This window comes from Bradyrhizobium sp. AUGA SZCCT0105 (assembly GCF_018129565.1).
Classification (GTDB): domain Bacteria; phylum Pseudomonadota; class Alphaproteobacteria; order Rhizobiales; family Xanthobacteraceae; genus Bradyrhizobium.
On record NZ_JAFCMK010000008.1, the window covers coordinates 342,835 to 354,374 of the forward strand.

Sequence of the window (11,540 nt, forward strand, 5' to 3'; positions counted from 1 at the left end):
CGGCTCAAGCCGTCATTGCGGTTGATGTGTTGAAGCAGTGTGATCTCCGCGCGAAGGCATCGCGCTTGTCAAGCCGGGAGCCGGCGCTTCATTGCGCGTGAGCCAACGCACGTCTCAAAAAAGAAAAGGGGCAAGCCAGGACCTTCTCGGCTTACCCCTTTTCGGCCCCTCCGGGAGGAGAGGAACTGCTAGCTGAAACTCAGCTCTCGATCCTCACATATTCGAAGTCGCCGGGCTTGTTATCGATGCCGACCTTGGGCGGCGAGATCCAGGAGGCGAACTCCCCGGGTTCGGTCACCGGCTTCATCAGCGAGGCGATGAAGTCGCCGTCCGCGGTCGACGGCAGCCAGTCGTTCTTGCGCTTGGCCCAGGTGGCGTCGTCGATCAGAAGGCCATCGGGCGTTGCATGGATGTCCTTGAACTCGCCGATCTGACGGTGGAAGGCGGTGTTCGGCACCGCGAGCTTGTAGTCGATGCCGGCGGTGGAGATCACCTTGTTCCAGCGCAGCATGCCCTTGACGCAATCCTGCGTGTAGTCGTCGCGCAGCCGCATGTTAAGCGCGGTCAGTGCCGGCTCGTCGACCATCTTGATCTGGCCGTCCACCATCTTCATGACCGGATAGGTCGAGCTCTTGAGCTGGTGATCGTCCTCGATCGTGGTTTCCTTGTAGCGGCCCTTGATGCCGGCGTTGAAGGCGTTCGCCGCATTGGTCGACACTTCGGAGCCGAACAAATCGAGCGACAGCGAATAGTGCAGGTTCAGCTTCTTCTGGATGGTCGGCAGATCGATCACGCCGAGCGCGCGGATCCTGGCGATGTCGTTCGGATCGGTGATGCCGGCCTCCGTCATCGCATCGCAGGTGCGCTGCACGACGCGGGTGATGCCGGTCTCGCCGACGAACATGTGATGGGCTTCCTCGGTCAGCATGAAGCGGCAAGTGCGCGACAGCGGATCGAAGCCCGACTGCGCCAGCGAGTGCAGCTGCATCTTGCCGTCGCGGTCGGTGAAGTAGGTGAACATGAAGAACGACAGCCAGTCCGGCGTCGCCTCGTTGAAGGCCCCTAACATGCGCGGCGAATCCGCATCGCCCGAGCGGCGGCGCAACAAATCGTCGGCCTCCTCGCGGCCGTCGCGGCCGAAATACTTCTGCAAGAGGTAGACCATCGCCCAGAGATGGCGGCCTTCCTCGACATTGACCTGGAACAGATTGCGCATGTCGTAGAGCGAGGGCGCGGTCTTGCCGAGATGGCGCTGCTGCTCGACCGAGGCCGGCTCGGTGTCGCCCTGGATCACGATCAGGCGGCGCAGCATGGCACGGTGCTCGCCGGGGACTTCCTGCCATGCCGGCTTGCCGTAGTCTTCGCCGAACGGGATGACCCGGTTCTCTTCCTGCGGTGCAAGCAGGATGCCCCAGCGATATTCGGGCATCCGCACGTAGTCGAACTTGGCCCAGCCGCGCGGATCGACCGAGTAGGCGGTGCGCAGATAGACCAGCGACTCCTGGAAGCCTTCCGGCCCCATGTCGCTCCACCAGTCCATGTAGCCGGGATGCCAGCCCTCCAGCGCCTTGAGCACCTGGCGGTCTTCGGCGAGATTCACGTTGTTTGGAATCTTGGTCGAGTAATCGACGTTCATGATGTTCATGGCCGTGCTCCTTGGTATCGGTCCGACGTCTATCGTGTCTTGCTCAACCGTCATCCTGAGGAGCGGCGTCTTCGCCGCGTCTCGAAGGATGCTGGCTTGCTCCTAATCATCCTTCGAGGCTCGCTTGCGCTCGCACCTCAGGATGACGGCGGTATTTGCCTCACACTCTCGTCATGTCGAATTGCGCCTTCTGGCCGGTGCCGTAGCGGCGCAGTGCGCCGTCTTCGCCGACCGCATTCGGCCGCTGAAAGATCCAGTTCTGCCACGCCGTCAGGCGGGAGAAGATCTTCGATTCCATGGTCTCGGGGCCGACGAAGCGCAGATTGGCTTCCATGCCGGTGAGACCGTCGGGCGAGAACGAGGTGCGTTCCTCGAAGAACACGCGGACCTCGTCGTCCCAGTCGATGTCGTCGAGCGCGAAGGTGACGAGACCGAGCTCCTCAGCTTCCTCCGCATCGAGCGCCTTGCCGATCGAGCCTTGCGCGCGCTCCAGATCCATTGGGTCGGCCTGGAAGCGCGATTGCAGCCGGGTCAGGCCGTGGCTCATCGGATAGGGCCCGAAATTCATCGCCGTCAGTTCGATCGCCGGCGGCGGGCGGTTGTCGCCCTGCTTCTGGCCGATCAGCATGTAGGAGCGGTCGGCGGCGAACACGAGTTCGGCCAGGGTGCCGACGAAGCAGGAGCCGGGCTCGACCAGCGTCACCAGCGTGCGCGAGGTGACGTCGATGCGCTTCAGCACGCGCTTCCAGTAATGCCTGACCTCGTTGACCAGCCAGTGCGCCTTGTTGGCCTCCAGGAACGCGTCATAGGACACGACATTGGCGCGGTCGCCGTGGCTCTTGAACACCAGCATCGCGGTCTCGAGCTCATTGATGCGCAGATGCAGGATCGCATCGTCGAGCTCGCGGGCGACCTGCAACGGCCAGAACGAAGCGCCCTGCGCGATCATGCCGTCGACGTCAGCGGGCGCCGCAGCTTCCGGCGCCTTGATCGAGATGGTAGCGATGCGCGCGGCCCGATCGATGTCGACGCTGACGAAGCCATAGCGGATGGCGCTGTCGTCGATGGTGCGCGTCAGCGGCGCCAGTGTGATACCTTTGCCCGCGCCGTTGCGCTTCGACCTGGCGGCGAATTCCTTGACGCGCTCGGCGAGCTTGCCCTCGAGCTTGGAGTTCGGCGCGATCTCGTCGACCAGCCGCCACTGCACCGCGCGCTTGCCCTTGATGCCTTCCTCGATGGTGCAGAAGAAGTCGGCATGGTCGCGGCGCACCTTGCGCTTGTCGACGACGCGGGTCAGGCCGCCGGTGCCCGGCAGCACCGCGAGCAGCGGCACTTCCGGCAACGCGACGGCGGCGGCGCCGTCGTCGGCCATCATGATGTGGTCGGTCGCAAGCGCCAGCTCATAGCCGCCGCCGGCCGCGGTGCCGTTGACGACGGTGATGAAGCTCTGGCCGGAATTCTCGCTGGAGTCTTCCAGGCCGTTGCGGGTCTCGTTGGTGAACTTGCAGAAGTTGACCTTGTGGGCGTGGGTGGAGCCCGCCAGCATGCGGATGTTGGCGCCGGCGCAGAACACGCGGTTCTTGCCCGAGCGCATCACCACGACCTTCACCTCGGGATGCTCGAAGCGCAGCCGCTGCACGGCGTCGGCCAGCTCGATGTCGACACCGAGGTCGTAGGAGTTGAGCTTGAGCTGATAGCCCTCGAACAGGCCGGCGTTCTCGTCGACGTCCATGGTCAGCGTCGCGACGTCGCCCGCGACGTCGAGCTTCCAGTGCCGGTAGCGCGACGGGTTGGTCTGGAAGTCGATGTACTTCGCCCCGCCTGCAAGGACGCGATCGTCACCAGCCATGGGCCACCCTTATCTGTTGTTCGTTTGAAGGTTCGTTGTCGATGCTTTCATGCACAATAATGCATGTTTTTGGTTTCGTCCAGTTCAAAACGTAAAAACATGCATTTTGTTTCATATTCGGGAATTCACCCGCTGGGCCAATGGCCTGGCACCGGCACCAAAACTCAGGCCGCCAGTGCCGGGTCGTCCCGGAGGGCTGCCCTGGCGAATTCGGTGACCGCTTCCAGCGTCACCGCGGGCGCCTCGCGGTGCGGCGAGTGACCGGCGCCGGCAATGGCCGCGACATCGACCGGGCAATAGCACTCGTCCTGGGCAATCTCGACCTGGCGCATCGTGCCGTATTGATCAGCCGCGCCCTGCACGACCAGCACCGGCACGCGGATATAGGCGAGATATTCGGAGATATCCCAGTCGCGGAATGCCGGATCGAGCCAGGCGTCGTTCCAGCCACGGAAGGTATTGTCGACGTCCTTGTGCCAGCGCGCGAGCTTCTCCTTCAGGTTGGTGCTCTCATACGCCGTCTTGATCTCGGCGATCGACTTGACCGAGATGTCCTCGACGATGAAGTGCGGCGCGATCAGCGCAAGGCCTTGCAGGCGATGATCCTGATGCGCGCCGGCATAGATCGCCGCGATCGACGCGCCGTCGGAGTGACCAACCAAGAGGCCGCGGCGGAAGCCGATCCGGTCGAGCAGCTTCGGCAGCACGTCAAGCGCCTCGCGATGCATGTAGTCGACCGGGCGCGGCAGCTTCGCCGGCGACGACGCGCCATACCCGGCGCGCGAATAGGCAAACACGCCGGCGCCGGTCGCCGCCTGCAGCTTGTCGGGAAAATCACCCCACAGCCCGACGCAGCCGAGACCTTCATGCAGCATCACGAGGGTCGGCGCTGTCTCGGGTAACGGACCGATCATCCGGTATTCGAGCTCGGCGCCGTCGATGCTGAGGAAGCCGGAGGGGTTCAAATTCTGCATGATGGGCCTTCCTCACTCGTCGTCCCGGCGAAGGCCGGGACCCATAACCACAGGCGTTAGTTGTTGCGCAAAAGCCGTTGAACAGCGTCTCTCAAAACAAAGGCCGCGGCGTATGGATCCCGGCCTTTGCCGGGACGACGCAAGTGGAAACGCTAGTGGGCGCCGTCGTCGTGCCGCAGCTTGAAGCGCTGGATTTTCCCGGTTGCCGTCTTCGGCAGATTGTCGACCACATCGATCCAGCGCGGATATTTCCACGGGCCGATCTTCTGCTTGACGTGTTCCTTCAGCGCCTCGTGCAGGCCTTCGGCCGAGCTCTCGGGCCGCAGCACGACATAGGCTTTCGGCTTGAGCAGGCCTTCCGGATCGGCCTCCGGCACGACGGCGGCTTCCAGCACCGCGGGATGCGTGATCAGCGCGCTCTCGACCTCGAACGGCGAGACCCAGATGCCGGACACCTTGAACATGTCGTCGGCGCGGCCGCAGAAAGTGTAACGGCCGTCGGCATCGCGCGTGTATTTGTCGCCGGTGCGGGTCCAGGCGCCCTCGAAGGTGGCGCGGCTCTTGGCGCGCTGATTCCAGTAGCTCTCGCCGGCCGAGGGCGCATCGACCAGGAGTTCGCCGACCTCACCGTCCGCGACGTCGGCCCCGAGCTCGTTGACCAGCCGCACCTTGTAGCCGGGCACCGGACGCCCCGAGGAGCCGTATTTGATGTCGCCGGGCGCATTCGACAGAAAGATGTGCAAGAGCTCGGTCGAGCCGACGCCGTCGAGGATGTCGACGCCGAACCGCGCGCGCCAGGCATTGCCGACCGATTCCGGCAACGCCTCGCCGGCCGAGGTGCAGACCCGCAGCCGATTGCCCGCGGCTTGCGCCTTCGTCGCCTCGTCGTTCAGCATCGCCGCGAACAGGGTCGGCACGCCGAAGAAGATGCTGGGATGATATTTGTTCAGCAGCGCGAACATCACCGCCGGCGTCGGACGTTCCGAATTGAGCACCGTGGTGGCGCCGACCGACATCGGGAAGGTCAGCGCATTGCCGAGCCCATAGGCGAAGAACAGCTTTGCCGCCGACAGGCCGACATCGTCCTCGCGGATGCCGAGCACCTGCCTGGCATAGGTCTCGGCGGTCGCGGCGAGGTTGGAATGCAGATGGCGCACGCCTTTCGGCATGCCGGTCGAGCCCGATGAGTAGAGCCAGAACGCCGGCTCGTCGGCATGCGTCGGCGCGGTGGCGAACACGTCGCTCTCGCGCGCGATCTCGTCGGACAGCTTCTTGTGGCCGTGCGCGTCCTTGCCGGACACCACGACATGCTCGAGGTCGGGCATACGCCCGATGATGTCCTTCACGACAGGCAGCAGCGCCTCGGAGACGAACAGCACGCGCGCGCGGCAATCGCCGAGGATGTAGGCGTATTGCTCCGCGGTCAGCAGCGTGTTGAGCGGCACCGGCACCACGCCGGCGCGGATCGCGCCGAGAAACACGATCGGGAAATCGACCGTATCGAGCATGATCATGGCGACCCGCTCCTCGCGGCGGACGCCGAGCCGGCGCAGCATGTTGCCGACACGGCGGGTCTGCTGCTGCAACTGGCCATAGGTGATTTGCGACACCGTATCGTCGAACACGACCTTGTCGCCGCGGCCCTCGTCGACATTGCGGTCGAGCAGCCAGGAGACTGCGTTGTAGGTCATGGCCCGCTCCTCAGGCACAGGCGCGCCGCGCCTGCCCTCTCCCGTCAAGATTTAAGAATTATAATTCATACAAAGCCACCACATCGGCTTGCTGTCAATCCTCATCGGCATTATGTTTCCTAGACCATTGGACCTGATTCAGTCAGGACCGCGCGTCGCATGGGGATCATGACCGAAGCCAACGATCCGGAAACCGACTTCCTCGAACAGCTCGGCCAGCGCGTGCGCACCATGCGCGCGCTCCGCGGCATGTCGCGCAAGGTGCTCGCCAAGGTCTCCGGCATTTCCGAACGCTACATCGCCCAGCTCGAAAGCGGCAAAGGCAATGTCTCGATCGTGCTGCTGCGCCGTGTCGCAGGCGCGATGGGCGCGCATCTCGAGGACCTGATCCCCTCGAGCGAGCCGATCCCGGATTGGGCCGTGATCCGCGATCTCCTGCGCAAGGCGTCGCCGAACCAGATCGCGCAGGCCAAGGACATGCTCGCCGGCAGCAGCCCGCTGGCGCCGCGCGGCGCCTCGTTCTCCGGCATCGCGCTGATCGGCCTGCGCGGCGCCGGCAAGACCACGCTCGGGCGGATGCTGGCGAAGAAGATCGGCTGGAGCTTTGTCGAGCTCAACAAGGAGATCGAGGCGCAGAACGGCCTGTCGGTTGCCGAGATCATCGCGCTGTACGGCCAGGAAGGCTTTCGCCGCATGGAGCAGGCCGCGCTGACGCAGCTGCTCGCGCGCAAGGAATTGATGGTGCTGGCGACCGGCGGCGGCATCGTCTCCGAGGCGCTGACCTTCGACCTGATCCTGTCGTCGTTCTACACGATCTGGCTGAAGGCCGAGCCGGAAGAGCATATGGCCCGCGTCCGCCGCCAGGGCGATCTGCGCCCGATGGCCGACGACCGCTCGGCGATGGCCGAATTGCGCAACATCCTGGTCAGCCGCGAACCGCTCTACGCCCGCGCATCCGCCGTGGTCGACACCGCCGGGCTCTCGGTCGATGCCGCCGCCGCGCGATTGATCGATTCGGTGCGGCCGGTGCTGCAGAACGAGGCGCGCTCCTTCGGGCTGCGCAGCGTGGCGCTGTAGGCGCGCTACAACAGCCGGCTCTTCACATCATCAGCGCCGTCGCGCAGCAACGGCAGGAAACGGTCGATCAATTCCTTGGCCGGAACGCGATCGACATGCGCGCCCATATTGATGGCAGCGACGATGGTGCCGTCATAGCGGCGCACCGGCACCGAGATCGAACGGAAATGCGGCTCGGCTTCGCGGTCGACCAGCGAGTAGCCTTGCGCGCGATCGGCGATGATGGTGATGAGCAGTTTCTTCGGATCGGTCGTGGTCTGCGGCGTCACCGGATCGCGGCGCATCGCCTTCAGCCGCGCCGCCAGTTCCTCGTCGCCGAGCCGGCCGAGCATCGCGCGGCCCACTGACGTGCAGAACGCCGGCAGCCGGTAGCCGATATCGAGGCCGGCGGAGAACACCCGCGTCGGGCTCGAGCGCGCGACGAACACGACGTCGTCGCCATCGAGCAGCGCGAGCGAGGCGATCTCCTGCGCTGCGGTCGCGATGCGATCGAGCACCGGCTGCAGCACCGTCACCACCTGGTTGGATTGCAGGAAGGATCCGGCCAGCGTCAGCACATGCGGCGTCAGCGTGAACAGCTTGCCGTCGGTTGCGACGAAGCCGCCATGCGCGAGCGTGAACAGGATGCGGCGCGCGGTGGCGCGCGGCAGATCGGCGGCGCGCGCGAGATCGCTCAAGGTCGCAGGACCCGAGACGGTGCCGAACACCTGCAACAGGCGCAGGCCGCGATCGAGCGCCTCGACGAAGTCGGTGGCGCGCTCGTCCTGATCGGTCCGCTTCAGCTTGGGCATGGGCTTTGAACGGTTCAAAATTGCGCTTGCTGTCCAATACAGACATGGCATAATTCGCACATTCGTTCAATAGGCGAACAAATCCAAATTCGGGAGACGCCGCCATGATGAGCCAGGAAGCGAACGATCTGATCACCCGCACGGGGGCTAAGGACCCCTGCGGAAAGCTGATGCGGATGTACTGGCAGCCGGCAGCGCTGGTCGACGAGCTGGAAGGACCGCGCCCGGTTCGACCGGTGCGGCTGCTCGGCGAAAACCTGGTGCTGTTCCGCGGCGAGGACGGAAGCTACGGGCTGATCGATCGCCACTGCGCGCATCGCGGCGCCGACCTCGCCTTCGGCCGGCTCGAGCATGGCGGGCTGCGCTGCGCCTTCCACGGCTGGCTGTTCGACACCAGTGGCCAGTGCATCGAGACGCCGGCCGAACCTGCCGGATCGCAGCTCTGCAAGGGCATCAAACAGCGCTCGTATCCGGTGGTGGAGAAGAGCGGCATCCTGTGGGCGTATCTCGGCGAAGGCGCACCGCCGGCATTTCCGGAGCTCGACTGCTTCGTCGCGCCCGACAGCCATACGTTTGCATTCAAGGGCCACATGAACTGCAACTGGCTGCAAGCGCTCGAGGTCGGCATCGATCCGGCGCACGCCTCCTTCCTGCATCGCTTCTTCGAGGACGAGGACACCTCGGCCGCCTACGGCAAGCAATTCCGCGGCGCCTCCGCCGGCAGCGACATGCCGATGACGAAGATCCTGCGCGAATATGACCGGCCGATCATCAATGTCGAGCACACCGAATACGGCCTGCGCCTGATCGCGCTGCGCGAGCTCGACGCGGAGCGCACCCATGTGCGCGTCACCAATCAATTATTCCCGCACGGCTTCGTCATCCCGATGTCGACCGAGATGACGATCACGCAGTGGCACGTGCCGGTCGATGACGAGAACTGCTATTGGTATGCGATCTTCACCAGCTACGCGGCGCCGGTCGACAAGCAGAAGATGCGCGACCAGCGGCTCGAGCTCTATACGCTGCCCGACTACAAGTCGCGCAAGAACCGCAGCAACGATTACGGCTTCGATCCGCACGAGCAGGCGACCGAGACCTATACCGGGATGGGCACCGACATCAACGTCCACGACCAGTGGGCGGTGGAATCGATGGGGGCGATCCAGGATCGCACCAATGAGCATCTCGGCCAGAGCGACAAGGCGATCGTGCAGTACCGCCGCCTGCTGCGGCAGGAGATCGAAAAGCTTTCCGGCGGCGAAAAACCGATGCTGTTCCTCGACGAAGCCTCGGCGCGCAGCATCCAGGGCCCCGCCACGATGGACGGCATCGGGCCGACGCTGGGCTGGGAGCTCTACTGGATGGAGGTCGACGTCAAGCGCCGCCGCGGCGCGCCGTGGGCCGCGCCCGTGCCGCGCGAGATCGCCGGCAAGGTGCATCATCTGACGGCGGCGGAATAGCAATGTCCTTCCGTCATTGCGAGCGAAGCGAAGCAATCCATCGCGCCGCTTGTGGAGATGTGGATTGCTTCGTCGCTTTGCTCCTCGCAATGACGACCGAGAGAGGAGTCGCGCGGTGAGCTTCGTCGAGCGTCACGGCCTGTGGTCGGATGAGCAGAAGGAGGCCGCGAACCGCCTCCGCCGCATCGTCGAGGAGAAGAACCTCGAAGTCATCCGCCTGTCATTCCCGGACCAGCACGGCATCCTGCGCGGCAAGACGCTGATCGCCAGTGAAGCGGTGCGTTCGCTGGAGGGCGGCTGCTCGATCACCACGACGATGCTCGCCAAGGACACCTCGCACAAGACAGTGTTTCCGGTGTTCACCGCAGGCGGCGGCTTCGGCATGAAGGAGATGGAAGGCGCGGCCGACGTGCTGATGGTCGCCGACCCCACCACGTTCCGCGTGCTGCCCTGGGCGGAGAACACCGGCTGGCTGCTCTGCGACCTCTATTTCAGCGACGGACGGCCGGTGCCGTTCGCGACCCGCAATCTCTATCGCAAGGTGCTCGATCAGCTCGCAAGCCGCGGCTACGATTTCGTCGCCGGCCTCGAGGTCGAATTCCATCTGTTCAGGCTCGACGACGCCCACATGGCGCCGGAGGATGCCGGCCAGCCCGGCCGGCCGCCGTCGGTCAGCCTGCTGTCGCACGGCTATCAGTATCTCACCGAGCAGCGCTACGATCAGATGGAGCCGGCGCTCGAGATCATCCGCCGCGACATCATCGCGCTCGACCTGCCCTTGCGCACGGTGGAGGTTGAATTCGGCCCGAGCCAGTGCGAATTCACCTTCGCGCCCACTGTGGGTCTTGCGCCCGCCGATATCATGGTGCTGTTCCGTTCCGCGGTGAAGCAGATCGCGCGCCGCCACGGCTATCACGCGACCTTCATGTGCCGGCCGAAACTGCCGAACGTGTTCGCGAGCGGCTGGCACCTGCACCAGTCGCTGGTGTCGCGCGCGGGCGGCGAGAACGCCTTCATGGCCAAGGAGACCGGCGAGCCGCTGAGCCCGCTCGGCCGCGCCTGGCTGGCGGGCCTGATCGAGCATGCACGCGCCTCGACCGTGTTCACGACGCCGACCATCAACGGCTACAAGCGCTACCGCTCCTATTCGCTGGCGCCCGATCGCGCGATCTGGGGCCGCGACAACCGCGGCGTGATGATCCGCGTGCTCGGCGGCACGAATGATCCGGCAACGCGGCTGGAGAACCGGATCGGCGAGCCGGCCGCCAATCCCTATCTCTATATGGCAAGCCAAATCCTCTCCGGCCTCGACGGCGTCGACCGCAAGCTCGATCCCGGCCCGTCCGCCGACACGCCCTACGAGACCAAGGCCGCGCTCTTGCCGAAATCACTGCGCGAAGCCGTGTTCGCGCTTCAAGACGATCCGTTCTTCCGCCAGGCGCTGGGGCCCGAGTTCGTCGACTATTACGTCTTCATCAAGAACGCGGAGATCGAGCGTTTCCAGGCCGAGGTGTCGGACTGGGAGCAGCGCGAATATTTCGAAATGTTTTGATTGCCTGACCGTCATCCTGAGGTGCGAGCCCTTGCGAGCCTCGAAGGATGCACGGCCCGGCTGGTGGCCGTCGACCCTTCGAGACGCGCTACGCGCTCCTCGGGGTGACGGGGTTGAAATTAGTGCGCAGATTGCGCCTCAAATCCCCAGGTACTTGTGCTGCAGCTCCGGCTCGGCGATCAGCTGCTCGCTGGTGCCGCTCCACACCGTCTTGCCGCGCTCTTGCCGAAATCGCTGCGCGAAGCGGCGTTCGCGCTCAGCGACGATCCGTTCTTCCGCCAGGCGCTGGGGCCCGAATACGTCGACTATTACGTCTTCATCAAGAACGCGGAGATCGAGCGTTTCCAGGCCGAGGTGTCGGACTGGGAGCAGCGCGAATATGTCGAGATGTTTTGACTGCTCGACCCGTCATCCTGAGGTGCGAGCACTTGCGAGCCTCGAAGGATGCACGGCCCGGCCGGTGGCCGTCGACCCTTCGAGACGCGCTACGCGCTCCTC

At 64.7% G+C, this 11,540-nt stretch carries 8 protein-coding genes and 2 pseudogenes; 4 read left to right on the forward strand and 6 right to left on the reverse strand.

All coding sequences use genetic code 11. The features are described 5' to 3' along the window. Positions 1-199: 199 nt before the first annotated feature. The 4 genes from boxB to JQ573_RS32680 form a co-directional block, all read right to left on the reverse strand. Positions 200-1,636, reverse strand: coding sequence for a benzoyl-CoA 2,3-epoxidase subunit BoxB (boxB, locus tag JQ573_RS32665; RefSeq protein ID WP_212317290.1), 1,437 nt, complete (start codon positions 1,634-1,636; stop codon positions 200-202). 169 nt (positions 1,637-1,805) lie between these two features. Further along, positions 1,806-3,494 carry a 2,3-epoxybenzoyl-CoA dihydrolase gene (gene boxC, locus JQ573_RS32670; protein WP_212317132.1) on the reverse strand — a complete coding sequence of 563 codons (1,689 nt, stop codon included), beginning with the start codon at positions 3,492-3,494 and terminating at the stop codon, positions 1,806-1,808. A 164-nt stretch (positions 3,495-3,658) separates the two neighbouring features. Then, a complete protein-coding gene (locus JQ573_RS32675) occupies positions 3,659-4,468 on the reverse strand; it encodes an alpha/beta fold hydrolase (protein WP_212317129.1) in 810 nt (269 codons plus the stop codon). Between the two features lie 152 nt (positions 4,469-4,620). After that, the gene (locus JQ573_RS32680; RefSeq protein WP_212317127.1) at positions 4,621-6,159 is read right to left on the reverse strand and encodes a benzoate-CoA ligase family protein; all 1,539 of its coding nucleotides are present in this window, start codon (positions 6,157-6,159) and stop codon (positions 4,621-4,623) included. 159 nt (positions 6,160-6,318) lie between these two features. Here JQ573_RS32680 and JQ573_RS32685 point away from each other — a divergent pair, with 159 nt between their 5' ends. Then, positions 6,319-7,236: a helix-turn-helix transcriptional regulator gene (locus JQ573_RS32685; protein ID WP_312011696.1), complete on the forward strand. Its 918-nt coding sequence runs from the start codon at positions 6,319-6,321 to the stop codon at positions 7,234-7,236. Between the two features lie 5 nt (positions 7,237-7,241). Here the strand turns inward: JQ573_RS32685 and JQ573_RS32690 are convergent, their stop codons facing one another. Continuing rightward, positions 7,242-8,027, reverse strand: coding sequence for an IclR family transcriptional regulator C-terminal domain-containing protein (locus JQ573_RS32690; RefSeq protein WP_212317123.1), 786 nt, complete (start codon positions 8,025-8,027; stop codon positions 7,242-7,244). A 104-nt stretch (positions 8,028-8,131) separates the two neighbouring features. On the opposite strand from JQ573_RS32690, the gene JQ573_RS32695 reads away from it, so the two are divergent. Together JQ573_RS32695 and JQ573_RS32700 are read left to right on the forward strand one after the other, a co-directional pair. Next, a complete protein-coding gene (locus JQ573_RS32695) occupies positions 8,132-9,490 on the forward strand; it encodes an aromatic ring-hydroxylating dioxygenase subunit alpha (protein WP_212317118.1) in 1,359 nt (452 codons plus the stop codon). A 115-nt stretch (positions 9,491-9,605) separates the two neighbouring features. Next, on the forward strand, positions 9,606-11,042 hold the full coding sequence (locus JQ573_RS32700) for a glutamine synthetase family protein (protein WP_212317116.1): 1,437 nt from the start codon (positions 9,606-9,608) through the stop codon (positions 11,040-11,042). Positions 11,043-11,180: 138 nt separating this feature from the next. Here the strand turns inward: JQ573_RS32700 and JQ573_RS40400 are convergent. Beyond that, positions 11,181-11,264: pseudogene (locus tag JQ573_RS40400) on the reverse strand (ABC transporter ATP-binding protein); the annotation flags it as partial. Here JQ573_RS40400 and JQ573_RS32705 point away from each other — a divergent pair. After that, a pseudogene (locus JQ573_RS32705) lies at positions 11,256-11,438 on the forward strand (glutamine synthetase); the annotation flags it as partial. The pseudogenes JQ573_RS40400 and JQ573_RS32705 sit on opposite strands and share 9 nt — an antisense overlap. Positions 11,439-11,540: the final 102 nt, after the last annotated feature.

What these genes read in the sequence shown, in the direction of transcription:
- boxB (WP_212317290.1), bottom strand. Translation starts at nt 1,636, where the DNA reads ATGAACGTCGATTACTCGACCAAGATTCCAAACAACGTGAATCTCGCC.
- boxC (WP_212317132.1), bottom strand. Translation starts at nt 3,494, where the DNA reads ATGGCTGGTGACGATCGCGTCCTTGCAGGCGGGGCGAAGTACATCGAC.
- JQ573_RS32675 (WP_212317129.1), bottom strand. Translation starts at nt 4,468, where the DNA reads ATGCAGAATTTGAACCCCTCCGGCTTCCTCAGCATCGACGGCGCCGAG.
- JQ573_RS32680 (WP_212317127.1), bottom strand. Translation starts at nt 6,159, where the DNA reads ATGACCTACAACGCAGTCTCCTGGCTGCTCGACCGCAATGTCGACGAG.
- JQ573_RS32685 (WP_312011696.1), top strand. Translation starts at nt 6,319, where the DNA reads ATGGGGATCATGACCGAAGCCAACGATCCGGAAACCGACTTCCTCGAA.
- JQ573_RS32690 (WP_212317123.1), bottom strand. Translation starts at nt 8,027, where the DNA reads ATGCCCAAGCTGAAGCGGACCGATCAGGACGAGCGCGCCACCGACTTC.
- JQ573_RS32695 (WP_212317118.1), top strand. Translation starts at nt 8,132, where the DNA reads ATGATGAGCCAGGAAGCGAACGATCTGATCACCCGCACGGGGGCTAAG.